19 protein-coding genes and 3 pseudogenes are annotated in these 24,961 nt (G+C 57.8%); 7 read left to right on the forward strand and 15 right to left on the reverse strand.

Features of this window, described 5'->3' with window-relative positions; translation table 11 throughout:
• The first annotated feature begins 127 nt into the window (after positions 1-127).
• Positions 128-523, forward strand: a pseudogene (locus LN050_08455) (barstar family protein).
• 259 nt (positions 524-782) lie between these two features.
• Here LN050_08455 and rsmA read toward each other — a convergent pair.
• The 3 genes from rsmA to lptD are packed head-to-tail and all read right to left on the reverse strand — an operon-like array spanning position 783 to position 5,235.
• Positions 783-1,553: a 16S rRNA (adenine(1518)-N(6)/adenine(1519)-N(6))-dimethyltransferase RsmA gene (gene rsmA / locus LN050_08460; GenBank protein UFS55813.1), complete on the reverse strand. Its 771-nt coding sequence runs from the start codon at positions 1,551-1,553 to the stop codon at positions 783-785.
• Complete coding sequence (locus LN050_08465) at positions 1,550-2,845, reverse strand: peptidylprolyl isomerase (GenBank protein ID UFS55814.1); 1,296 nt, start codon at positions 2,843-2,845, stop codon at positions 1,550-1,552. Before LN050_08465 ends, rsmA begins: the two co-directional genes overlap by 4 nt.
• An 8-nt stretch (positions 2,846-2,853) precedes the next feature.
• Positions 2,854-5,235: an LPS assembly protein LptD gene (gene lptD / locus LN050_08470; protein ID UFS55815.1), complete on the reverse strand. Its 2,382-nt coding sequence runs from the start codon at positions 5,233-5,235 to the stop codon at positions 2,854-2,856.
• A 103-nt stretch (positions 5,236-5,338) separates the two neighbouring features.
• On the opposite strand from lptD, the gene LN050_08475 reads away from it, so the two are divergent.
• The 3 genes and pseudogenes from LN050_08475 to LN050_08485 all read left to right on the forward strand — a co-directional run bounded on the left by LN050_08475 (position 5,339) and on the right by LN050_08485 (position 8,603).
• A complete protein-coding gene (locus LN050_08475) occupies positions 5,339-6,550 on the forward strand; it encodes a phosphotransferase (protein UFS57372.1) in 1,212 nt (403 codons plus the stop codon).
• Between the two features lie 20 nt (positions 6,551-6,570).
• Complete coding sequence (locus LN050_08480; GenBank protein ID UFS55816.1) at positions 6,571-7,284, forward strand: 16S rRNA (uracil(1498)-N(3))-methyltransferase; 714 nt, start codon at positions 6,571-6,573, stop codon at positions 7,282-7,284.
• Positions 7,285-7,413: 129 nt separating this feature from the next.
• A pseudogene (locus LN050_08485) lies at positions 7,414-8,603 on the forward strand (MFS transporter).
• Positions 8,604-8,670: 67 nt separating this feature from the next.
• Here LN050_08485 and LN050_08490 read toward each other — a convergent pair.
• The 4 genes and pseudogenes from LN050_08490 to LN050_08505 form a co-directional block, all read right to left on the reverse strand.
• The gene (locus tag LN050_08490; protein ID UFS55817.1) at positions 8,671-9,543 is read right to left on the reverse strand and encodes an alpha/beta hydrolase; all 873 of its coding nucleotides are present in this window, start codon (positions 9,541-9,543) and stop codon (positions 8,671-8,673) included.
• Positions 9,544-9,552: 9 nt separating this feature from the next.
• Positions 9,553-11,327, reverse strand: a pseudogene (locus LN050_08495) (SulP family inorganic anion transporter).
• 8 nt (positions 11,328-11,335) lie between these two features.
• Positions 11,336-11,917, reverse strand: a complete 582-nt coding sequence (metW, locus tag LN050_08500; GenBank protein ID UFS55818.1) for a methionine biosynthesis protein MetW — start codon at positions 11,915-11,917, stop codon at positions 11,336-11,338.
• Positions 11,914-13,095 (reverse strand): homoserine O-acetyltransferase, encoded by a 1,182-nt coding sequence (locus LN050_08505; protein ID UFS55819.1) that lies wholly within the window; start codon positions 13,093-13,095, stop codon positions 11,914-11,916. The genes metW and LN050_08505 overlap by 4 nt, the downstream gene beginning before the upstream one ends.
• Positions 13,096-13,391: 296 nt before the next feature.
• Here LN050_08505 and LN050_08510 point away from each other — a divergent pair, with 296 nt between their 5' ends.
• Both LN050_08510 and LN050_08515 read left to right on the forward strand, forming a co-directional pair.
• Positions 13,392-14,594: an ammonium transporter gene (locus LN050_08510; GenBank protein UFS55820.1), complete on the forward strand. Its 1,203-nt coding sequence runs from the start codon at positions 13,392-13,394 to the stop codon at positions 14,592-14,594.
• A gap of 258 nt (positions 14,595-14,852) precedes the next feature.
• Positions 14,853-15,227: an RNA-binding protein gene (locus LN050_08515; protein UFS55821.1), complete on the forward strand. Its 375-nt coding sequence runs from the start codon at positions 14,853-14,855 to the stop codon at positions 15,225-15,227.
• A gap of 94 nt (positions 15,228-15,321) precedes the next feature.
• Here the strand turns inward: LN050_08515 and LN050_08520 are convergent, their stop codons facing one another.
• The 5 genes from LN050_08520 to LN050_08540 form a co-directional block, all read right to left on the reverse strand.
• On the reverse strand, positions 15,322-15,660 hold the full coding sequence (locus LN050_08520; GenBank protein ID UFS55822.1) for a transcriptional regulator: 339 nt from the start codon (positions 15,658-15,660) through the stop codon (positions 15,322-15,324).
• Positions 15,657-16,631 carry a sodium-dependent bicarbonate transport family permease gene (locus LN050_08525; protein ID UFS55823.1) on the reverse strand — a complete coding sequence of 325 codons (975 nt, stop codon included), beginning with the start codon at positions 16,629-16,631 and terminating at the stop codon, positions 15,657-15,659. The genes LN050_08520 and LN050_08525 overlap by 4 nt, the downstream gene beginning before the upstream one ends.
• Before the next feature lie 107 nt (positions 16,632-16,738).
• On the reverse strand, positions 16,739-17,392 hold the full coding sequence (gene lptC, locus LN050_08530) for an LPS export ABC transporter periplasmic protein LptC (GenBank protein ID UFS55824.1): 654 nt from the start codon (positions 17,390-17,392) through the stop codon (positions 16,739-16,741).
• Between the two features lie 11 nt (positions 17,393-17,403).
• Positions 17,404-17,964: an HAD hydrolase family protein gene (locus LN050_08535; GenBank protein UFS55825.1), complete on the reverse strand. Its 561-nt coding sequence runs from the start codon at positions 17,962-17,964 to the stop codon at positions 17,404-17,406.
• 3 nt (positions 17,965-17,967) lie between these two features.
• A complete protein-coding gene (locus LN050_08540) occupies positions 17,968-18,969 on the reverse strand; it encodes a KpsF/GutQ family sugar-phosphate isomerase (GenBank protein UFS55826.1) in 1,002 nt (333 codons plus the stop codon).
• A gap of 94 nt (positions 18,970-19,063) precedes the next feature.
• Between LN050_08540 and LN050_08545 the strand changes: the two genes are divergently transcribed.
• The gene (locus LN050_08545) at positions 19,064-21,049 is read left to right on the forward strand and encodes a cation:proton antiporter (protein ID UFS55827.1); all 1,986 of its coding nucleotides are present in this window, start codon (positions 19,064-19,066) and stop codon (positions 21,047-21,049) included.
• A gap of 38 nt (positions 21,050-21,087) precedes the next feature.
• On the opposite strand, the gene LN050_08550 is transcribed toward LN050_08545, so the two are convergent.
• The 3 genes from LN050_08550 to mnmE all read right to left on the reverse strand — a co-directional run bounded on the left by LN050_08550 (position 21,088) and on the right by mnmE (position 24,959).
• Positions 21,088-21,363, reverse strand: a complete 276-nt coding sequence (locus tag LN050_08550; GenBank protein UFS55828.1) for a hypothetical protein — start codon at positions 21,361-21,363, stop codon at positions 21,088-21,090.
• A 75-nt stretch (positions 21,364-21,438) separates the two neighbouring features.
• The gene (locus tag LN050_08555; GenBank protein ID UFS55829.1) at positions 21,439-22,839 is read right to left on the reverse strand and encodes a YadA C-terminal domain-containing protein; all 1,401 of its coding nucleotides are present in this window, start codon (positions 22,837-22,839) and stop codon (positions 21,439-21,441) included.
• 710 nt (positions 22,840-23,549) lie between these two features.
• Entirely contained in the window at positions 23,550-24,959 is a 1,410-nt protein-coding gene (gene mnmE, locus LN050_08560; protein UFS55830.1) for a tRNA uridine-5-carboxymethylaminomethyl(34) synthesis GTPase MnmE, read from the reverse strand.
• Between the last annotated feature and the right edge of the window lie 2 nt (positions 24,960-24,961).

Here is a 24,961-nt window from a genome sequence, read left to right on the forward strand (position 1 = left end):
ACACAAACGACCATGGCGAAAGCTTTCGTTGGGTTGTTAAACCACAGTAGCAGGGCTGCTTGCAACACCACCCGAGTGGTGGTTTGAGTTTTGGTTTTATTGACTTTTGACAAAGAAAGACACGGAGATGGACACGCCGCTTCGTACCGTACGTACAAACATCGTTCAGTCAATTCGCGCACACCGCGTGAGCGAGTTGCAAGCCGCTGCCCAGCAGTTAGGGCACCACTTTTTATACGCCAACCTAGCTAAAGCATTGGCCAAGCAAGACGTACTAGACCTGGTCAGCACCCAATACACCCTGGCGGCCAACAGCAACAAAAACTTTGACTCACTGTACGACGCCATGACAGACGTGCTGCACAAGTCTGGCCCACAAACTGGTTTTGTAGTGGTTTTGGAGCATATTCCGTCGCACGCCAAATTTGACAAGGAAGCACGCGAACAGCTGCTGGATATCTTTCGCGACACAGCCGACTACTGGAACGACCGCAAGGTGCCCTTCCGCTGCTTCTACTCATTCTCAGTCGCACGCGCTTCAAGCGGTGAAACCATCACCATTGAAGGCAGCACCGAAGAGCCAATGCCTACCGATAAGCTGGTAGACGTGAGCCCCATGGCACTGCGTATGAGCAGCCCATTTAATGCGGGTTACTGGTTAAGCGCTGCTTAAATAGCCAGCGCCTGAACAGGCCCCAATAAAAAACCACCTGGCTTTGGCTTAGGTGGTTTTTTTATAACTTGATAGCGTGCCTATGGTGCGCGCCCAGTGGACTCCAGCGTCAAGTGCTGTGCGCCAGCCCCAAATGCACATCAACATACTCTTGCACCGACACCTCCTCCGCGCGGCGGCGCATGTCAAAGTTGCCGGTGTAACCGCGCTGGTCTAGCCACGCGCCCAGCGTATGGCGCAATACTTTACGGCGCTGGCTAAAGGCCACTTGCACCATCTCGGAGAACTCTGCCAGCCGCACAGGCGGTATTTGCACTTTGGGCACCATACGCACCACGGCACTGTCTACACGTGGCGGCGGGCTAAAGCTTTCAGGCGGTACAAACAAGAAGTTCTCCATGTCGTAACGCCACTGCAGCATCACCGACAAGCGGCCATAGGCCGATGTCTTTGGCTGAGCCACCATGCGGTCTATCACTTCTTTTTGCAGCATAAAGTGCTGGTCTGTCACCACATCCACATGGTCTAACAGGTGAAACAAAATAGGCGTGGAGATGTTGTAGGGCAGGTTGCCCACCACGCGCAGCTTGGGCGCACCCAGGCGCTCAGCCAGCGCCTTGAAGTCCACGCGCAACACATCAGACTCGACCACGTCAAGTCGCTCATTGGCACGCAACCTTACGGCCAAGTCGCGGTCCAACTCGATCACGGTAAGCGCATCAAGCCTGGCCAGCAGTGGGTTGGTCAGTGCGGCCAGGCCAGGGCCAATTTCCACCATGGCGTCACTTCGCTGTGGGTTGATGCCGTCAACAATAGACTCGATGATGTGGCCGTCACTTAAAAAATGCTGGCCAAACCGCTTGCGCGCAATGTGCTTCATTGATCTTGTGGCTGGCGAATATCGACATAGGCGCGGGCACGCACGTCGCGCGCCCACTTGGCGTATAAATCGTTGCCTTTTTGCTCACGCAGTATGTTGGTAATGGCGGCGTTTTGGTCTTCAGGGCTCATGGCCACGCGTGCGCGCTCTAACACTTGTATCAAATGCACGCCAAAACGCGAGACCACGGGGGGAGAAATACCGTTGATGTCCAACCTGTCCATAGCCGCTTCAAACTCCGGCACAAACATGCCTGGGCGGGCCCAGCCCAATTCACCACCAGCCTTTGCCGAGCCGTCTTGGCTGATGCTGGCGGCAACCGCCGCAAAGTCTGCCTGGCCCGATACCAGTTGCGCACGCACCGCCTCCAGTTGTGCAACGGCTTTGGACTGCGCAGACTTGTCGTCAGCCCGCAGCAATATGTGACGTGCACGGGTTTGCACTTGCGTCATCACAGCTTGAGCACGCTGGCGCTTGAGCAGCTTGACCACATGCAGGCCTGCGCCACTGCGTACCACCTCGCCCACCTCACCAGGCTGCACATTGGCGACCGCCTGCGCAAACAGAGGAGGCACCTCGTCCAGCGTGCGCAGGCCCAAGTCACCGCCTTGTGCCGCGTCTGCAGCATTGGACAACTCGCGCGCCAGCGCAGCAAAGTCTTCGCCAGCCCTGGCGCGCGCTGCGATTTGCTGCGCTTTGGCCTGCGCTGTAGCCCACACCTCACCGGCAGCGCTCTCGGGCACAGCCACCAAAATGTGTGCCACCTGCAAGCTCATTGGTCCGGGCTTCGCTTGGGCACTTAAAAACTGGTTGATGTCTGCCTGCGTGATGTTGATGCGGCCATTGACCTCGCGTTCGCGAATGCGCTGTACCAACAATTGGTCACGCAGCTGACGCCTGAAACTGCCAACCGTTAAGCCATCTGCACCGAGTTGCTGGTGCAAGCCGTCAACAGTGAGTTGGTTTTGCGCAGCCACGGCTTGCTCGGCCTGATCAATGTCGGCGGTGTCTACGCTGATACCGGCATCTAACGCGGCCTGCGCCTGAGCACGCTCGTTGATTAAGGCCTCCAACACTGTGGCACGCAATGACTCACTACTGGCTAGGCCGTTTTGCTTGGCAACGGCGCTCATTCGCTGCTGCAACTCCAGCAAGGTAATTGGCTGCGTGCCCACAATCGCCACGATGGAGTCCACCAACTCTGGCGCTTTGGTCGTTTGTGCCTGTACGGGCAGTCCACCCGCCAAGCTGGCAAGCAACAGAAAGGGGACGCATAGGCGTTTGGACAACATAAGCTCTCTCAATCGTAATTTTGGAAGCGGCTAGGCGCTTGTATGTCTTGGCGCAGGTATTGGTAGCGCGGCACGCTCTCGCTGAGTGTTTGCAATGGGCTGGCGCCTAAGCGCGAGAAGCCGACAAACTCCAGCTGAAACAAAATGCGATTGTTTGACTTGGTCTGAGTGGTTTGTAAACGCTCTAAAACCACGCGGCCCACCCAACAGCCCGCATCGTATTCAAAGCCTGTGACCAAGTCTGCAATTTTTTTGTCTAAGCGGCTGTAGTTCACACGGCCCACGCTGTACCAGCGCGGCGCGCCCAATCCACGACCCGGTCCAAGGTCTTCGCCTTTGTCGCCCCATAAGTCATTAAGAGGCCATTGCCAAGCCAGGTCCACCAGCTCGCTGGTCTGGCGCTGCAGGCGGTAAGCCAAACTAACCGTGCGGTAATTGCTAGGCCTGTAGCTGGCGCGCCACGTGACACGCTGAGCGCGGCCTATGTCTTGGTCGTACTGCACCAGGCCATCAAAACTCCAACGTTCATCGGGCTTGTAGCTGCCACCCAGCAACACATCGCTGACTTGGTCGGTTTGCACCGCTGAGCCATCTTGAATGCCTTGTACTTGGTCTGCCAAACGCATACGCTGCGCCGCAGTGAGGTTGAAAACTTCTCGCCCAGACACGGCTTGGTACCAGCGCGATGTCAAACCAAAGGTCAGCGTTTGGGTGTCTGCAATGCGGTCGTTGCCCGTGTACGGGTTGGGCGCATAAATGCTGGTGAGGTTGAAGTCCGCCTCGCCCGAGTCGTAGTTGGGCAGCCCGTCTTGATTGCTGTAAGGCGTGTAGGCCAGCAAGGCACGCGGCTCAAGTGTTTGAATACCGCCGCTGTCTGTATCGCGCTCAAACACCAAGCCGGCATCCACGCTGAGTGTTGGCAGTGTCACGCTGGCGCTGTGCTGCTGTGCAAACGGGCCACTACCCGCTAGCGGATTGTCTAAGTAGTAGCTGCGGGTGTGTACGCGCAAGGCAGGCTGCACATAGCCGCCTGGCGTTGAAAACCGCTTGCTCACCTGGCCAGACAACACCGCACGACGGCCGTTAAAGCGATGGTCTGTGGGGTCGCCGCTAAAGTGGGTGATCTGCGAGTTGATGCGCCAGTCCAAGCCAGCCAACCGCGTTGATGGGCTGTTAGAGGCTATGTCGTAGGTGATGTGCGGCTCTCTGTCGTAAGGCGCAACGATTTTGCTGGTGTCTGTGCTTTGCAGCGTCTCCCATTTGTAAGAGCCCACGCTGGCGCTCCACAAGCCTTGGCCGGTACTAAACACCACGTCATTGGCCAACAACCTGTCTGTGAGAGACGTGGTGCTGCGCGGAAAGTCTGACCAGTAGTCGCCGTCGCTCACGCGGTTCAAGTTGGTTTGTAAGCGTACCGGCAAGTCACCCACGCGCAAGCCTTGGTTGTGCTGCAGCGACCAGCCCCAGCGAGTATCACCGGCGCGCAGCTTGTCACTGCTCATGTAGGCGGCGCGCAAACGTCCGTCGTAACCCCTGCCCAAATAGCGGTATTCACCGGCCAAGTCCACGCCACGTTTGCTCATGATGGTGGGGTACAAGGTGGCGTCGTGGTTGGGCGCGATGTTTAAGTAGTAGGGAATCGTGAGCTCTACACCGCTGGCCTCATCAAAGTTCAGCGTGGGAGGCAGCAAGCCAGACTTGCGCTCATCAGACAACGGAAAACTCACCCACGGCGAAGCCAGTACAGGCACGCCTTTGAACTTAAGTACGCCGCCAATGGCCGTGCCCGTGTCGTTGCTTTGGTCAAAGGTAATGCTTGATGCGCTCACCAGCCAGTCTGGGGCCCACTTGCTGCCTGGTGGCCTTGGGCAGGTGGAGTAGGTCACATCTGTGGCCACCGCGACATCAGGGCCTTTGAAGTCGATACGCGCCGCTTGACCGCGGCCTTGCCCCTGGCCATTGACGCTGTTGATTTCAAAGTCGGGCGACTCAAAATAGCCCTCTGTGGTGTCCAACTTGAGCTGGGCTTTTGGACCGGTAAAGCGGTTACCACGCTGATTGACCTGTACATTGCCTTGCATGGTGACGGTGTCAGTGGCCACATCTTGCTCAATGTCCTGCGCCTTGATAATGACCCCATGTCGGCGCAACTGGGCTTGACCTTCAATGCGGGTAGACACATCGGCCTCGCCCGTGATGTTGTCGCCAGACACAAATGTAGGCAGCTGCTGCTTGACCGACGCCGGCAAGTCCTCAGCCAGCTCTGGTGTCAGCTTCAGGTTTTCTAACGGCTGAATAACAGGGGTCTCTTGCGCCCACGCGTTATGGACCGCCGCACTCAAGCTGCACATCAGCAATACCGGCGGCCAATAGGGAAGACGTTTGGGCATAAACAAGGGCAATACAGGCTTGCAGACCGGCGCTGCACATACAATGAAAGTGATCATTATCCTACGAGACACCACCGCGCTGATCAGGCGCTTTACCCGCGCAATGCCACCTACGCCCAACCACAACCCCACAGCGCCCGCAACATCTGTTGTACAAGCCGTCACATGGGCAGATCCGTTGCGCGCCAGTGCATTCAGTACATGGCTTGACAGCGTCGCCGCAGCGCACCACCTTCGCACCGATACATTAAGCATTGCCAGTGCAGACGCCAGTTTCAGGCGCTACCTGCGCATTCAAGACGCACGGGGGCGCACGCTGGTCATCATGGATGCGCCACCAGACAAAGAAGATTGCAAGCCGTTTGCCCACGTGGCCCAGCTGATGCATGGCGCTGGCATCCATGCACCCCAAGTACTGGCTTGGGAGGCCAGCTTGGGCTTTATGCTGCTCAGCGACCTGGGCCGGCACACCCTACTCGATGTGCTTAGCCACATTCCCGGCCTTCGCAGTGCTTTTGAGATAGCCGCGCCAAACGCAGACGCGCCACTGCCGCAGGCCTATGCCACAGAGGCCGACAAGTCGGCTGCACTAAGCCAGGCACACGCACTGGTGCGCTCCTACATGGGACAAAGCCTAGACATGTTGGTGCGGTGGCAGCAGGCCACGCCAACATCTGCATTGCCGCCCTATGACCATGCGCTATTGCTACGCGAGCTCAGGCTGTTTCCAGACTGGTATGTGGCGCAGCACAAAGGCATGACCTTAAGCGCGGCGCAAAGCGACATGCTTGACAACACCTTTGAGCGCATCATTGCCAACAACCTGGATGCGCCGCAAGTCTACGTACACCGCGACTTTATGCCGCGCAACATCATGGTTGGGACCGACAACAACCTAGGTCTTTTGGACTTCCAAGACGCCGTAATTGGCCCCATTACGTACGACATTGCCAGCTTGATGCGCGATGCTTTCTGGAGTTGGGACGACGACCTGGTCATAGACATCACCGTTCGTTACTGGGAGCGCGCACGCGCAGCGGGCCTGCTCAACCACAACGACTGGGACCAAGACTTTGGCGCGTTTTACCGCGCCGTAGAGTGGATGGGCTTGCAGCGCCACTTGAAAATATTGGGCATTTTTGCGCGCCTCACCTTGCGTGACGGCAAGCCCAAGTACTTGGCGGACACACCGCGTTTTATCCACTATGTACGCAACACCGCGGCGCGCTACCGCGAGCTCAAACCACTGCTGCAATTTATCGACGAGATCGAAGGTCTGGAGATAGCCAGCGGCTACTCGTTTGGCCCCAACTAAAGCACACGCAAGCTGCCACAATGCCACGTATTTACAGTGACCAAGCCTTGCACACCGGTGTGACGCTCACGCTGTCGCGCGAAGCCAGCCGCCACATACAGGTGCTGCGCATGCAGCCCGGCCACAGCGTACAACTGTTTGACGGACGAGGCGGCGAGTTTGAAGCCACTATTGCGCTGATTGGCCGGCAAACCGTTGATGTGCAAGTAGGTGCTCACCATGCGGTAGAACGCGAAAGCCAGCGCGCCGTTCACCTGGCCGTATGCATGCCCGCCAACGAACGCATGGATTGGCTGGTTGAAAAAGCCACCGAACTGGGTGCAGCCAGCATTACCCCACTCATGAGCCAACGCAGCGTGGTCAAGCTAAGCGGTGACAGGGCCGACAAAAAACAAGCGCATTGGCAAGCGGTTGCGGTATCTGCATGCGAGCAATGCGGGCGCAACCGCGTACCCACGGTAGCGCTGCCCCAGCCACTTGGCGCCTGGTTAACAGGCCAGGTACCCACGCAGGCGACACGCTATGTGTTGTCGCTACAGACAAATAACGCTGACACCGCCTGCACCTCAACCAAAGACACCTCTGATATTTGGGTGCTGAATGGCCCCGAGGGCGGCCTGAGTGCGCAAGAAGAAGCGCAAGCCATGGCGGCAGGCTGGCAGCCCATGAGCCTGGGCGCTCGCATACTAAGGGCAGAAACAGCCGCATTGGCTGCGCTGATGCGCCTGGCCTAACCAGCAAGCACCACGCGACACGCTCAAACCTTGCCCCAATAGGTTGCGCAAATGTCCATATCAGTCATTACTGATATACGATCAAGCACTTGATCAACCCCTACTGCGCTCAGCGCCAAGCACCCATTCATGAATAAAAATCTGTGGCTACTCGCAGGCGCACAAGGCTTGTTTTTAACCAACAACGTGGTGTTTATCGCCATCAACGGCTTGGTAGGCCTGGCCTTGGCACCGCTGGGCTGGATGGCCACGTTGCCTGTAACAGGCTATGTGGTGGGTGGGGCACTTTCCACCGGTTTGGTGGCCAAAACCCAAACCCGTTTTGGCAGACAAATGTCATTTCAATTGGGCTTGCTGGTAGCCATAGCCTCGGCGCTGCTGTGCGCACTGGCTACCGTGCAAGGCAACTTCTGGCTGCTGGTAGCCGCCACAGTGCTGGCAGGCTACTACAGCGCCAATGGCCAGCTGTACCGCTTTGCCGCCGCCGAACTTGCCACGCCCGAGACGCGCGAAAAGGCGGTGTCTCTGGTATTGGCCGGCGGCCTAATTGGTGCGGTACTAGGCCCCAACCTGGCCGCCATGACGCGCGGCTTGACAGCGACGGCATTCACTGGTGCCTACTTGGCTTGGCCTTGGTGGCAGTGGCCGCCCTGTCCATGGTGATGATTGGCCTGATGCGCTTTCCAGCAGTGGCCCAAGCCAGCACTCGTGCTGACACGGGCAGGCCTATGAGCATGATCATGCGCCAGCCCGTTTTTATAGTAGCCGCTGGCGGCGCAGCGCTGGGCTACGGTGTGATGAACCTGCTGATGGCCGCCACACCCTTGGCCATGCAAGTGTGCGGCATGAGCTTTGACAACACCGCCTTTGTGCTGGAGTGGCACGTGATAGGCATGTTCGCACCCGGCTTTTTTACTGGCCACCTCATCAAGCGCTTTGGCGTGTTGCGCATCATGGGTGTGGGCGTACTGTTAAACGCCGCATGCATTGTGATTGCCTTAATCGGGCAAGACCTGATGCACTTCACCGTCGCCTTGTTTGTGCTGGGTGTGGGCTGGAACTTCTTGTTTACTGGCAGCACCACGCTGTCTTTAAAGGCCTACGCACCCGCTGAAAAAGACAAAGCGCAAGCGGCCATCAACTTTCTAACCTTTGTCACCATGGCACTGAGCTCATTTGCCTCTGGCGCTTTGCTCACCACCCAGGGTTGGGCTTGGCTGAACTGGGGCTCCATCGCACCAGTTGCACTCACTGGCCTGGGCTTGTGGTGGCTGGCGGCCAAAGGGCTGGTGACACAGCCTGCGCTGGGCTCAAAGTAATTCGAAAATGCCTGGCCTGATGCGCTCACACCCTAAGGCGCGACACAAGGCGACGCATACCAGACCTTCATGCGGCTGACTTGCCCAGCAGCCCGTCCAGCCATTGCTGCAGCGTGGCCAAGGCTTGGTCACGGTACTGGGCAGACTCGTTGAAAATCTCATGAAACGCAGCGTCCAGGCGATGCGTTTGCACGCAGGCAGGCGCTGCCTTGGCGAATGCATCAGCCGCTTTGGGATTAACCAGCGCATCCGCGCCGGCGTACATCAACAGGCTTGGCAGAGACCACTGGGCAGCGCTGCCCACCACATGTGCTCCGTTGGCAACAATCCATTGCACCAAACGCGGCGTCACGTATTTGTGCACCAATGGGTCTTGTTTGTAGGCTTGGATAACCGCTGGATCATGTGACAAGCCTTGAAGCTTCAAGCCATTACCAAGCCGCACATTGGGTACATACCGCGCCAGCGTTCTCACCAACCATTGCTCAACACCGTTGGCGTACACACCCAGCGCTGGTGACGACACAATGGCCGCAGCAGGCCTGGTCGTTTGCTGCAGCATGGTGTCTCGCTGCAACCAACGCATCACCACCAAGCCGCCCATGCTGTGGCCCAGCACCAGCAGCGGCACGCCACTGTTGTGCGCATTGGCAAAGGCTTGCCACACCACATCCAGGTCATACAACAAGGCATCAGGCGTGGGCAGCGTGGCACGCGCGCCGCTTGACACGCCATGGCCGCGTTGGTCATACGCCCAAACACTTATGCCCTTGTTTTGAAACCACATGGCCAGTGTGTCATAGCGCCTGGCATGCTCACCCAAGCCGTGCACCAACAACACATGCGCACGCGGCGCATCGTCCCGCCGCCACGGCCACGCAAACGACACCAGTCTTTGCCCATCTGGCGTGGCCAGGGCTTTGGCTTCAGGCGTATACATGGCAGTCCTTTAGGCTTTTGGGCACTCTTGAAAAATACGCACGGTGCATTGGCTGCAAACGCGAGCATCCAGTAACGGAACAATATGTCCAATGGCGCTTTGCTTGTCTGCAAACACATTGGCTGCACCAAGCGCTTTATCAAAGCCTGTAGCGTGCCACATAGCCAGCACCTCAGGGCGTGGGCGGTGAAAGTACAGGTCACCGCCTTTGGCGCGCCGCGCTACCAGCTCCTGACGCCACAATTGCTCGCCTGCCAGGTCAATGTGATTCATGCTTTTGGCCATCACCAGCAAATGCTTGGCCGGGCTTGGCTGCTCGCGCAGCTGTTGCAGCCTGTCACTCACCGACTGCACCGCGCGCCAAAATACACATCACCCTCCATGCGCAATAGCGTCAGCTGTGGGCACTCTGGCAGCGCCGCATCAGCGTCAACATCAGATGTGTTGCCAACGCCGCCCAACACCACAAAGCGGCGCGGCTGCTCCAGCGTATCAAAACCCATGCGGCGCATGGCAGGGTTGGCTGTGCGGTACAAAAACACCATCAAGCTGAGCAAAGCGCCCAACACAATGGCGTACTCCAGGCGCAACGTCACGGTCGCTACCAGCGTAGCGCCTGCAATAGCAAAGTCACGTCGGCTAACGTGCCACACATGGCGCCAGCGCGCCACGTCTAACAAACTCCAAGCCACCAACATCAGCAAACCTGCAATAGCGGCCACAGGTATGTGTGACAACTGCGACGCTGCCACGCCCACCAATGCCAACATCAGCAGTGCTGAAAACACAGAGGCCAGCGGCGTTTGCGCGCCGGCCTCATAGTTGGGTACCGAACGGTTGAGCGAGCCACACGACACATAGCATGAGCAAAACGCACCCACGACATTGGACAAGCCCTGACCAACAAACTCACGGTTGGTATCCACGCGTTGACCAGACTTGTCTGCCAGCGCTTTGGCAATCGACACGCTCTGCCCCATGGCCACCAGGCTCAGTGCCAAAGCCAGCCCCACCAGCTCAGGCAAGTCACGCAGTGGCACTGCTGGCCAAGACCATTGTGGGAACGGCGAAGGAATGCGACCAACAGTGGCCACTTGATCACTGGGCAACAACAGCGAGACAACAGTGGCAGCAACCAGGCCCAGCAACATATGCGGCCAAGATGGGCGCCAGCGCTTGACCAACAAGGCCACCACCACGGTGAGCGCTGCGGCCAGCACACTGCCCCAATGTGACTGCGCCAGGTGGGTTAAGGCATAAGACGCGGATGGCACTGCACCGTGTATATCGGCTGTGTCCAGGCCCAGCGCGTCGGGTAAGGCACTCATGGCAATCAACAAGGCCGCACCCGCCGTAAAGCCAAACAAGGCCACTGGCGAGATAAAGTTGGCCACGCTGCCCAAACGCAACACACCCACACCCAGCTGTATAAGCCCCACCAGCAAAGTCACGGTAAGCGCCAGAGCAATGTAGTGGGCGCTGCCCACCGCAGCTAGCGGCGCGAGCATGGCCAGCATGGCCAAGGAAATCGCATTGGTAGGCCCAGAGGTGACATGCCAACTAGAACCCAACAAGGCCGCCACTATGCACGGCACGATGGATGTGTAAACACCGTACTCAATCGGCAAGCCCGCCAGCGTGGCAAACGCAATGCCTTGCGGCAAAGACAACACCATGCCCAACAAACCTGCTTGCGCATCCAGGCGCAGACTACGGGCATTGACCAGGTCAAGCCACGGCCACAGCCGCTGCGCAAAGCGTGGTGGACGGGTGCTGGCCTGCATGGCGTGGCTTATTTGCGAAACTTGAACACAGCCGTACTCGCAAAAGCATTGGGCAGCCAGCGCTTGACCTGCCCGGCGTGCAAGCCAAAGCTCTCGTCAATGTGCAAGCTGTTGGACGTGGCCAACACCTCAAAGTCAGCAAAGGTGGCCACGCGTATGTTGGGCGTGTTGTACCACTGGTAAGGCAAGCGCTTGGTCACAGGCATGCGGCCCATGAGCACTTGCAAACGGTTGGGCCAGTGCGCAAAGTTGGGAAACGCCACAACACCAATGCGCCCCACGCGCGCAGTTTCTCGCAGCATGACTTCGGCATTGCGCAAGTGCTGCAAGGTGTCCAGCTGCAGCACCACGTCAAAGGCGTTGTCGTCAAACATAGACAGGCCTTCGTCCAGGTTGAGCTGCAACACACTCACGCCAGCGGCCACACAGGCTTTGACTTTTGCGTCGTCTATCTCTACGCCATAGCCTGTGCACTGGCGGTGTTGTTGCAAGTAAGCCAGCATGGCGCCGTCGCCACAACCAAGGTCTAGCACGTGCGAGCCCACTGGCACCAGGTTGGCCAAGGCTTGCATGGTCTGGTCGGTACTCATGAGGCACTACCTTTTACAGTGACGGCTTGATCAAAGTAGGTGCGCACAACACCGTGGTAGCGCGCGTCGTCCAGTAAAAAGGCGTCGTGGCCGTGTGGCGCATCAATTTCGGCGTAGCTCACAGCATGCTTGTTTTGCAGCAACGCCTGCACCAGCTCACGGCTGCGACTGGGTGCAAAGCGCCAGTCTGTGCTGAAGCTCACCAATAAAAACCTGGCTTTTGCCTGTGCCAGTGCCGCGCTCAAAACACCACCGTGTTCACGCGCTGGGTCGAAGTAATCCAAGGCACGTGTAATCAGCAAATAGGTGTTGGCGTCAAAATACTCGGCGAACTTGTCTCCCTGGTAGCGCAAGTAGCTTTCTATCTCAAACTCGACGTCTTGCGTGCTGTACAAGTAATCGGCAGATACGGCCCCGCTGCGCAACGCGTCGGCAGCGCGACGCAAGCTGCGGCCAAATTTCGCGTTCATCACATCGTCACTAAGGTAGGTGATGTGACCAATCATGCGCGCAATGCGCAAGCCTCTGCGCGGCAAGGTGTTGTGCGCGCGGTAGTGACCCTCAAAAAAGTCTGGGTCGGTCACGATGGCGCGGCGCGCCACTTCGTTGAATGCAATGTTTTCTGCGGTCAGGTTGGGCGCGCTGGCCACAATCACGGCATGGCGCACACGGTCTGGGTATTGCAGCGTCCAGCTCAAGGCTTGCATGCCGCCCAGGCTGCCGCCCATTACGGCGGCCAGCTGCTCAATGCCCAAGGCGTCTAGCAGTGCGGCCTGGGTGTGGACCCAGTCTTGCACCGTGACCACCGGAAAGTCTGCGCCCCACACTTGACCCGTAGCGGGGTTGGTGCTGGCTGGGCCGCTAGAGCCAAAACAAGAACCAATGTTGTTAACGCCAATGACAAAGTAGCGGTTGGTGTCTACCGGTTTGCCAGGGCCCACCATGTTGTCCCACCAGCCAGTGCTTTTGGCCTCTAAGGTTCCGTCGTCTTGCTGGTAAACACCTGCCACATGGTGCGAGGCATTCAGCGCATGGCACACCAACACAGCATTGCTCGCGTCGGCATTGAGTTGGCCATAAGTCTCATAAGCCAGGGTGTAGCTGGGCAACACTGCGCCGCTGCGCAGCGTCAGCGGCTGGGCAACATTTAGCGTTTGGGCAACGGCTACTAATGGCATGACACAAAAAACCCAGTGAACCAAAAACGGCACTGGGTTGGTACGCAGGTCCCGTTTTTAGCTGTATTTGTTACACCCAGCGTCTGGGTTGAACGCGCCCGCAAGTTGGAGCAAATCGGCGCGATGCATTCGCAAAACGATGCAACTGTCAGTATAGCAAGCAGCCCCAAGTGCGCCCTGCAGCACTCACGCACCGCGATGGCGCAGATATTGCTGCCTTTTGGTGCGCAGCGGTTAAACGACCCAAGAGCGCACCAAATCAATGCACAACTTTATTTTGTAGGCAGGTTTACGCGATGGATGCACTCAAACAGGGCATGGATGCCCTTTTCATACTATTAGGCGCAATTTTAGTGCTGGCCATGCACGCGGGCTTTGCGTTTTTAGAGCTGGGCACAGTGCGCAAGAAAAATCAGGTCAACGCGCTGGTAAAAATCTTGGTGGACTTCTCTGTGTCTACCGTCGTGTATTTTTTAGTCGGCTACGGTGTGGCCTACGGCACGCACTTTTTTGTAGGGGCTGAAACCCTGGCACAGCGCAGCGGCTACGACTTGGTGAAGTTCTTCTTCCTGCTGACCTTTGCGGCCGCTATCCCGGCCATCATCTCGGGCGGCATTGCAGAGCGCGCCAAGTTTTGGCCACAACTCATTGCCACGGCCGTCATCGTAGGCTTTATCTATCCCTTCTTTGAAGGCGTGGCCTGGAACGGCAACTTTGGCGTACAAGCCTGGATAGAGCAACTCACAGGCGCACCGTTTCACGACTTTGCAGGCTCTGTCGTGGTGCACGCCGTAGGCGGCTGGATTGCCTTGCCCGCTGTATTGTTGCTGGGCGCGCGCTACAACCGCTACCGTAAAGACGGCTCGCTAAGCGCACACCCACCCTCAAGCATTCCGTTTTTGGCACTGGGTGCCTGGATACTGTGCGTAGGCTGGTTTGGCTTTAACGTCATGAGCGCGCAAACCGTTGAGAATCTCAGCGGCTTGGTCGCTGTGAACTCACTCATGGCCATGGTAGGCGGCACATTGGCCGCTTTGGTATTGGGCAAAAACGACCCGGGCTTTGTGCACAACGGGCCCTTGGCCGGTTTGGTAGCGGTTTGTGCAGGCTCAGACGTCATGCACCCCATAGGCGCCTGGTTTGTCGGCGCGATTGCGGGCGGCTTGTTTGTATGGCTGTTCACGCAAGTACAAAACAAATGGAAGATTGACGACGTGCTGGGCGTATGGCCACTACATGGTTTATGCGGCACCTGGGGCGGCATTGCTGCTGGCATCTTTGGCAGCAAGGCTTTGGGTGGTGTAGGCGGCGTCAGTTTAAGTGCGCAACTCATTGGCACCACCCTGGGCGTTGTGTGGGCAGTAATGGGAGGCCTTGTTGTGTACGGCATCTTAAAAGTCACCATGGGATTACGCCTGTCAAACGAAGACGAATTTCAAGGTGCCGACCTGGCCATTCATCAAATCAGCGCCACACCTGAACGCGAGGTGAGCTGGTAAACAACCGGTCCAAAGACCGCAAAACGTGGTTTTGCGGCGGCATTTGGGCTAGCAAAAGCATTTTTATTGGTTTTTAAGGCGTTGGTTTGCAATATTTACGGTAATTCAGCAGGTTTACCGTGATAATGCTAGGGCGTGGCACCGAGTGTCGCGTTGATAGAGGTGATAGGTCAGTTTTGCGTGCCCGATGAAGTCAATTCAGTTTGTGCTTGCCGGACTTCCATCGCTAAGTAGTGTGTTTTTTTGAGGAGTCCCAGAATGGGCAACAAACTGTACGTCGGCAACTTGCCTTACCAAGTGCGTGACGATGACCTGAGCCAATCTTTCGGCGAATTTGGCACTGTAACCAGCGCCAAGGTAATGATGGAACGTGACACCGGTCGCTCTAAAGGCTTCGGTTTTGTAGAAATGGCTGACGATGCGCAAGCACAAGCTGCCATCAACGGCATGAACGGCCAGCCATTGGGCGGTCGCAACTTGGTGGTGAACGAAGCTCGCCCCATGGAGCCACGTCCACCACGTAGCGGCGGCTTCGGCGGCGGCAACGATGGTTTCCGTAGCCCATACGGTGGCGGTGGTCGTCGCGACGGCGGCGGCGGTCGCGATGGCGGCGGTGGCCGTGGTGGTTACTAATCCTAGATTCGTCTAGGGTGTAACAACCCCATCAACCGGCCGGCACTTGGTGCCCGCCGGTTTTTTTACGCCCATACCAGCGGTAATGCAGTGGCTAATACTTGTGCCCACGCAATACTTCAACAGGGCTTAGGTACAGGCTTAAGGCATAGTCTTCACCGAAATTGGCAACCACAGCGTCTGCCATGGTGCGCGCCACTGCCGGTGCGCAAATGAACTTCACCTCAATGCTGCGGTCCGCTTCCCACATGGCATCGCGCGTACCCCAAGAACCACCACCGCGCACATCATGCACGGTATAGCCCAAGGCACCCATTTGCTTGGCCAGTTTGAGCAAGGGCTTCTCGAGCATGGCCTCGCACAAGACCACCAGCAAGGTTTTTTCAAAAGTTGCTGCACGCTGCAGCTTGGCATCTTCAGATGTTTGACTCATGCACTACCCCACCACATAGCAATAGAGGTGTACAACGGCACACCCACCACGATATTGAACGGAAACGTCAGACCCAGCGATGCCGTAATAGACAACGCCGCATTGGCTTTGGGCAGCGCCATGCGCATGGCCGTGGGTGCCGCGATGTAGCTGGCGCTGGCTGCCAGCACCGCAAATATCACCATATCGCCTACACCAAGCCCCAGGGCACGCGCGCCGGCCATGCCCAACAAGGCCAACACCGGTGGCGCACAAACACCAAACGCAATCAGGCGTATGCCGTAGCGGCGCAGGTCTCCCACACGCGCACCAGCAACCAGGCCCAGCTCTAACAAGAACAAAGCCAGCACACCTTTGAAGGGCGTAATAAACAAGGGCGCAATTGGTGCCACGCCGTCTTCGCCCATTACTGCGCCCACCAACAAACCGCCCATCAGCAACAAAATAGACTTGCCAAACAACACGTCGTGCATCACACCGCGCAAGCCACTGGCTTTGTCACCAGACTTGGCAGCGCTGTTGGCGCTGGCCTTGTCGTCTTTGACAAACCAGTACGCCAACACGATGCCAGCCACAATACCAGGCGCCTCCATCACTGCCACCCACAACGCTGCGTGGCTGGAAGTCTCAATACCTTTGGCATTGAGGTAGGCCAGGCCTACAGCAAAAGTCACCACACTCACAGAGCCATAGTGCGCCGCCATAGACGCCGCATCTATGGCGCGCAAACCCAAGGCGCGCAACACCGGCATCACAAGCACCGGAATGATCAAGCCCAAGCCCAAACACAAGGCAATTTGCGGCGCAAGCTCCCACAAAGACTGGCGACTAAGCTCAATGCCGCCTTTCAGACCAATGGCCAGCAGCAAATAAATAGACAGGGTTTCGTAAAGCGGCTCGGGCAGGCGTAGGTCGCTTTTAACCAGCTTTGCAAACACACCCAACAAGAAAAACCACACCACAACATCCATACACTGCACTCTCTTTACAAGTTTGTTTTTTAACGAGCCTGACGCGGCCTGCTTGCACAACCACTGAGTAAACGACCAAACAGCGCGTTGGCCAATATGTGCAGCACTTAGGGCTTGCGCTGCAGCACCGCGCGCACTTGTTCGTCAAATTGCGTGATACCGCTGGCGTTATCCACCACCATGCGTTGCGCTTTGATCTCATCGGCATTGCGGCGCACCACCACGGGCAAATCTGTACTCATGCGGTCTAGCGCCGTGTCAATAAACAGCTGCTGCCCCACAATTTGTAGATTGGGTGCGTTGGGTGAGCGCCGATTCACCACCACATCACCAGTGAGCTCAAACTGCGTTTGCGCCTGATTGACGACCGCATTGTTGGAAGTGCTGTCAGTAACAGTGCTGTTGTCACCCCAAGCCTTCATGCGGGCCATTTGTATGCGCAACTCGCCAGTGGCCGGCAAATGTTGCGCGGCTTTGCCTGCAACTTGCGAGCTGAGCGCGCCGCTGGCATCAAAGCTGCGAGCCACAAAGTTAACCAGATAATTGTCGGGCACCTTGGGCGCGACCGGCGCGGTATGCACCTCGTCTGGCACTGGCGTGAGGCGCAGCAACCAAAACGTCATGGCCGCCAACACGGCCATCAACGCCAGCGGCACATAGGCTATGAGTTGGTCAGCCAGTTTGCGCATGCGCAGCCACCACAGCCGCATACCGCGCACGCCTTTATAGCGGTCCCTGGCTGGCGTGATTGCTGGCAGCATGGACTCGCTACTCACTGCAAAGCGTCCTGTAGCAATTGGTCGTATTGGCCTGTTGCATGCAGCAACAAGTCACACAGTTCACGCACAGCGCCGTTGCCAGCGCTGGCATGCGGTGTGAAGTGGGCATGCGCCAACACATCAGCCTGCGCCGTTGCCGGCACACACGCCAGGGCCGCGCGCGTGAGCATAGGCAAGTCTGGCCAGTCGTCGCCCATGGCAGCGGCTTGCGCCCAGCTCAGGCCCAGCTCGGCCAACAATTCATTGGCCGCGGGCAACTTGTCTTCAGTACCAAAGCGTGCATGCACCACGCCCAAGGCGCTTAAACGGTTGCGCAACGCGGCTGAGTCCCGCCCTGTGACCACCGCCGGCGTAATGCCCGCGCGCTGCAGCAGCTTAAGCCCGTGGCCATCAAGCGTATTAAAGCGCTTCATGGTCTCGCCCGCGTCGCTAAACCATAAACTGCCGTCGGTCAGCACGCCGTCAACATCAAGGAACACCACTTTGACGGCTGCGGCCTGTGTCAACAAGTCAGCGCGAAAGCGCGCAATGGATGGGCTGTGAAGCTTGGTCATTGTTTAAATCACCTTGGCGCGCATCAAGTCGTTGGTATTGATGGCACCAATGAGCTCTTGTGCGTCATTGACCACCAGCAAACTGGTCACGGCATTGGCCTCCATCAAGTCCGCCGCCTGTGCAGCCAGCTCTTGTGCGTTGATGGTGCGCGGGCTGGGGCGCATGATGTCGCCGGCTACAGCCGTGCGCAAATCAACGCCTTGCTCTATGGCGCGGCGCAAGTCACCATCGGTAAAAATACCAATGGCGTGGTTGTCGCCGTCTACTATGGCGGTGGCGCCCAGGCCTTTGGCGCTCATCTCGCGCATCAAGTCCATGCCACTGGTGGTGGCCGTCACGCGCGGCACATCGTCGCCGCTGCGCATGATGTCGCTGACATGGGTTAGCAACTTGCGCCCCAAGGCACCACCCGGGTGTGAGCGTGCAAAGTCTTGTGGCTTAAAGCCTCTGGCATCCAGCAAGGCCATGGCCAAGGCATCGCCCAAGGCCATTTGGGCCGTGGTGCTGGCCGTGGGCGCCAAGTTGTGCGGACAAGCCTCTTTGGCCACACTGCTGTCTAGCACCCAATTGGCGTAATTGGCCAGCGACGACTCTGGTCGCCCGGTTAGGGCAATAAGGCCAATACCCATGCGCTTGATAACAGGCAGTACGGCGTTGAGCTCATCGCTCTCGCCGCTGTTACTAATAGCCAGCACCACATCGGCCTCGGTGATCATGCCTAGGTCGCCGTGGCTGGCCTCACCGGGGTGTACAAAAAAGGCAGGCGTACCAGTGGAGGCCAAGGTGGCGGCAATTTTGTTGCCCACGTGCCCGCTTTTACCCATACCCATGACCACCACGCGACCGGCACAAGTCAAAACAGCTTGCACGGCTTGGGCAAAACGCTGGTCTAAGCGCTGGGCCATGGCCTGCACCGCTTGAGCCTCAATGTCTAGCGTGTCACGCGCAACGCGCAGTGCTTGTTCTGTATTCATAGTCGTGGCGGTGGTAGGTGTCTCTTGCATGGCTTAATTATCTGTCATTGGCACTTTATAGCCACGCCACACAAAACGCCCCACCGCCAGCGTTTAACATGGCACGACACACCACCCTCTCGTTATGAATGCATTAGACATCACCTTGCTATACCTACTCGCCGCCGTCTTGGGTGTGGTGGGTTGTCGCTATTTGCGCTTGCCGCCCGTACTGGGCTACTTGATGGTGGGTGTGTTGATCGGGCCCAACGCCTTGGCCCTGGCGCAAGACTCTGCCGGTGTGCGCTACCTGGCCGAGTTTGGTGTGGTGTTTTTGATGTTTGTCATTGGCCTAGAGTTCAGCCTGCCCAAGCTGCGCACCATGGGCAAACTAGTGTTTGGACTGGGTACCTCGCAGGTGTTGGCCACCATTGTGGTGGCCACTTTGGGCTCGTTGCTGTTGGCTTGGGCATGGCCAAGCGGCTGGGTCATGAACTGGCAAACGGCGTTGGCGCTGGGCGGCGTGATGTCTATGAGCAGCACAGCTGTGGTCATCAAACTGACCTCTGAGCGCTTAGAACTAGGCAGCGAGCACGGCAAACGCGTCGTAGGCATTTTGTTGTTTCAAGACTTGGCTGTGGTGCCCTTGCTCATCATGATCCCGGCGCTGGGCAGCCGCGGCGACGAGATGGCCATAGCCATTGGGCTGGCGCTGCTAAAAGCCACTGTACTGATTGCCCTGCTGTTAACCGGTGGCCAAAAAATCATGCACTGGTGGCTAACCTTGGTGGCCAAGCGCAAAAGCGACGAGCTGTTCATGCTCAACCTATTGCTCATTACTTTGGGCTTGGCTTGGCTCACAGAGCACGCGGGTTTGTCTTTGGCGCTGGGTGCGTTTGTGGCCGGCATGCTGATTTCAGAAACCGAATTCAAGCACCAGGTAGAGACCGACATACGCCCCTTTCACGACGTGTTGATGGGCTTGTTTTTCATCACCATAGGCATGATGCTGGACTGGCGCATTGTGCTGGAACGCTGGCCTTTGGTGCTCATGCTCATTGTCTTGCCAGTGCTGTTTAAATTTGTGCTGATTGCTGGCCTAACGCGCCTGTGGGGCGCACCTGTGGGCACGTCTATACGCGTGGGGCTATACCTGGCGCAGGCTGGTGAGTTTGGCTTTGTGTTGCTCACACTGGCCTCGCAAAACAACCTCATTGCAGCCGAAATGCTCAACCCTATATTGGCAGCCATGGTGATCTCCATGATGGCCACGCCATTCATCATCATGTACAGCGAGGCGGCCGTCTCGCGCTTGGCAAGCAGTGACTGGCTGATGCAGTCTGTACAAATGACCGCCATTGCCAAAAAGGCCATCAGTGCCAACCACCACGTGGTCATTTGCGGCTATGGCCGAAGCGGGCAAAATTTGGCACGCATGCTGGACGCGCAACAAATACCCTACATGGCGCTTGACCTTGACCCCGACCGCGTGCGCCAAGCCGCAGCCGCTGGCGACTCTGTGGTGTTTGGTGACGCTGCACGCTTGCAAGCACTCATGGCCGCAGGCCTGGCCAGAGCCAGCGCCGTGGTTGTAACCTACAAAGAAACACACGCTGCGTTGAAGGTGCTGGCCAACACCAAAGCACACGCACCGCAAGTGCCAGTGATTGTGCGCACCGTTGACGACCACGACATTGACCGACTGATTGCAGCCGGTGCCGCCGAAGTGGTACCGGAGGCGATTGAGGGCAGCTTGATGTTGGCCTCACATGCGCTGGCCTTGGTGGGCGTGCCCATGCGCCGCGTGATTCGCCAAGTGCAAGACCAGCGCGACAAACGCTACAGTTTGCTGCGCGGCTATTTTCACGGCGCCGATGACGACACCATTGACGAGCTAGACCAAGAGCGCTTGCAAACCGTTGCCTTACCCATGAACGCCTACGGCGTAGGCAAAACGGTGGCACAACTGGCCTTTGAGGGGCTTAATGTCGCCGTTGTTGGGCTGCGCAGACGCGGCCAACAATTCAGCGACGACTGGGCGCAAGTGCCACTGCGCGCTGACGATGCGGTGGTACTCAGCGGCACACCCGCCAGCCTGGCCCGCGCTGAAGACCGCTTACTACGCGGCTAAACCATAGCCACTGTGGACACCCAACTGTGGACACCCAATTAAGTTTGGTGTGCCAGTGCTTGTAGCTGGCGTTTGAGTTCGTATATCTCATTGGCTTGTCGTTTCATGGCGGTTTTGAGTTGGCCCACGTTGACCGCATCGGTGTTGCGTTTGCCTGCTGCTACGTTTACCAAACGGCGAGTTGGGTCTACGCTGTCGCCGCTGCCAAACGAGACGGTACCGGCTTCTGTGGCTTTGGCCAGTGCGCCTATGGCTGTGGCCCCTACACCTTCGGCGCTGGCATCAAGGCCTAGCGCTGTTTTTATGGTTTTCATAAATCACCCCTAAGAATTAAAAAGCCCCAAGCGCCTTGTGAGCGTTTGGGGCAGTGCTGTTGCAGCGCTAAGTGGTTACATAGCGCCCTTGGCTTCTAGTGCTTCTAAGCGCTCCATCACGCTGGCCAATGCGGCCTTGGCTTGTGCTGCTTCATCCTTGGCTTGTGCAGCTTCAGCTTTGGTTTGCATGGCTTCTTCCTTGGCTTGCATGGCCTCGGTTTGGCTGCTAGCGCTGTAACGGCTGCCGCCCCAGCTGTAGCTAAAGCCTGCGCCCACGGTTGGCTTGCCTTTGTTGCCTGTGGCGGCTGACACCTTGAAGGTGGTGTTGGCACTTAGGCGGTGCTGGAAGCCAATGGCCACAGCACTCTTACCGTTGTAGCCACCAATGCCTGCGCTAAAGCCGCTGCTGGCCCCATTGGGTAGGGCGGGCAAGCTGGCCATGGCGGCCACGTTGGCAATGCCTTGGGTGTTGCCGTCTATGCGCTGGCTGTTGGTGTCAATGCGGCGGCCCAATGCGGCGTCGGCGTTGGTGCGTGCCACGTTTGCAGCGTCTAGCTGGCCTTTGTTGACTGCGTCGTTGGCATTAACACCTGCAGCCACACCACCTAAGCGTACGTTGGTGACGTATTTGTAAGTGCCACCTTCGTCAACAATGCCGGTTGCCCCAATTGGTGCGTCGTCGGGCAGGGTGCCGTCGGCGGTAAAGGCGGTAAAAGCGGCTGCGTCGGCGGTGTATTCAACGCTGTAGTCGCCACCCAAACCGTACATGGTGGTTTGGAACAACACGCCACTGTTGCCTGTGCCGGGGGCCACGCCTATGTCTTGGTCGCGCAAGGTTTGGATGGTGGTAGCCGTACCGCCACGGATGCGGGTGTAGCTGCCGCCTGCGGCGTCGTTGTCGGCGTCAAATACCACTTCGCCGTCGCCACGGGTAATAGCGACTTCTGAGTTGGATATGGTGATTTCGGCTTGGTCGCCTGCTGGGTCATTTGCACCCGTTGCGTGCAGTGATACCACGGCTTCCAATGCTTCACTATCCCCTACTTTTACGCTTGGCCTAGTCCGTCCATCGGCACGTGTTGCTTTGCGAACGCCTAGGTGTTCGTTGATGGCGTGAATGTCGGCCTTGTTGGTAGCGACGTTTTTCACTAGGCCTGTTGCGGGGTTGTCACCCTGTGCGGCCTTGCCGACTGTGGTCTGTAGGGCTGTGATGTCACCGGTTACGCTGGTGGTCTTGCCGGTGCGGTCACCTATAACTTCATTGGCCAATTTCTTGGTGTAGACCTCTACGCTGGTAGTGCCGTCGGTAATGGTAGCTATGTTTCCGTCTGCGTCGGTGGTGACCTTGCGTTTGGCGATAGCGTCTGCGTTGGCGTTTAGTAGCGCGTCGGTTTTGTCTTTGGAATAAACAATTACCTTGTTGTCGCTGTTTGTTTCTTCGGCAATGGTTGCTGTGCCGTCGGCTGTGTTGACCACAATGCCTGCGCCTTTGTCACCTTGTGGGCCAGCGGGGCCAGTGTCACCTTGCGGGCCTTGGGGGCCAGCGGGCCTTGTTCACCTTGTGGGCCTGCGGGGCCTGTGTCACCGTCTTGGCCGTCTTGGCCTGCGGGGCCTTGTTCACCTTGTGGGCCTGCGGGGCCTGTGTCACCGTCTTGGCCGTCTTGGCCAGCGAGGCCTTGTTCACCTTGCGGGCCTTGGGGGCCAGCGGGGCCTGTTGTGTTTGCTACAAGCCCGTCAACTTCATTCTTGCTGTAGATATCAGTGGGGATTGTGGCGCGAAGAGCGGGATAGCTGTAGTCTTGAAATGTGATGTCCGTTGCCGTTTGCGTTACTGACGATTCCGCCCAAGCCCCACCGCTCACCAAAATCATCGCCGCTAGGGCGATGCAGGTTTTAACAGGATAGTACTGTGTGTGTGTGTGTGCAAATTCCGTGCCATGGTTACTCCCTAGGTGTTACTTTTAAACAGCCGTTTGGCTGCGAGCGACACTTTAGAACTATTTTATGGGGCGGTCAATAGTGCTGAGAGGCGCGGGTGCCCGAATGAGTTGTTAAAGCGGCTTGGGAGGTGACTAGGTGCGGCTGTTAGTTACGGTGGTTTGGTGCGGTGGTTGCGCACAAAAAAGCCAGCGTCATGCTGGCTTAACAGGTGGTGCTCACAGGCGCAGCCTGTGCTGACGCCCGCATTATTTGCCGATACAAAACCGAGAGAAGATCTCGCCCAATAAATCGTCGGCGCTGAACTCGCCGGTGATTTCGCCCAAGGCTGCTTGGGCCATGCGCAACTCTTCAGCCAAGAGGTCTAAGTGGTCACCTGCGTGTTGGTCTAGCCACACTGCGGCGGCTTGCAAGTGGGCAGATACGGTTTGCAAGGCCACAACATGGCGCTTTCTGGCCATGTACAAACCTTCTGCAGGTGTGTCCCAGCCCGCCCACTTCAATAAAGTTTCACGCAGTGCTTGCAAACCGTCGCCAGTTTTGGCTGACAACACCACATGTGTATCTGCCGCTATGAGGCTGGCTGCGGGCCGGGCAATATCGCACTTGTTCCACACAGACAACACGGGTAGGCCGCTGGGCAGTCGCGCGCGCAAGGCGTTGTTGGCGGCTTGGGTGTGGGGGTTGTGGGCTTGGCTTGCGTCATACACAAACAACACGGCGTCGGCCTTTTCAATTTCTGCCCAGGCCTTGGCAATGCCAATTTGCTCTACCTCGTCGTGGCTGTCGCGCAGACCGGCTGTGTCTAGTATGTGCACGGGCACGCCATTGATTTGTATGGTTTGCTGCACCACGTCTCTGGTGGTGCCGGCAATAGCCGTAACAATGGCTAGCTCGGCACCAGCCAAGGCATTGAGCAAAGAGCTTTTACCCGCGTTGGGCTGGCCTGCAATCACCACCGTAATGCCTTCGCGCAGCAACACGCCTTGCTGGGTTTGGTGCATCACGTGCGCCAGCTGGGCTTGTAGCCTGGCAAGCTGGCCGCTGGCATCGGCCTTTTGTAAAAAGTCAATTTCTTCTTCTGGAAAGTCCAGCGTGGCCTCTACCAGCATGCGCAGTTTGACCAACTGCTCACGCAGCTGTGCAACCTCGCCAGAAAACGCACCGCTGAGTGAGCGCGCCGCTGAGCGCACGGCTTGGGCTGTGCTGGCGTCTATCAAGTCGGCCACGGCCTCGGCTTGGGCCAAATCTAGCTTGCCGTTTAAAAATGCGCGCTGGGTAAATTCACCCGGCTGGGCCAAGCGCAAGTTGGGCAGCAACGCTTGGCCACTGACTTGCTGCTGGGCCACTTCTAGGCAGCGTGCCACCAGCAGCTGCAACACGGCAGGGCCACCGTGGGCTTGTAGCTCTAGCACACACTCACCCGTGTACGAGTGCGGGGCTACAAATGCAATGGCCAAGCCGTGGTCAATGGCTTGGCCAGCGTCGTCTGGAAACACGCCGTAGGTGGCCATGCGCGGCGTTAATGGACGCCCTAGCAGGGCTTGCACGTAGGCGTCAAAGCTATCAGTGGCACACGACACACGCACAATGCCTACCGCGCCACGCCCTGGCGCTGTGGCCACGGCAACAATGGGGTCTAGGTGGTTGGTCAGCATGC

It is taken from the genome of Comamonadaceae bacterium M7527, assembly GCA_021044545.1.
GTDB lineage: Bacteria > Pseudomonadota > Gammaproteobacteria > Burkholderiales > Burkholderiaceae_C > RS62.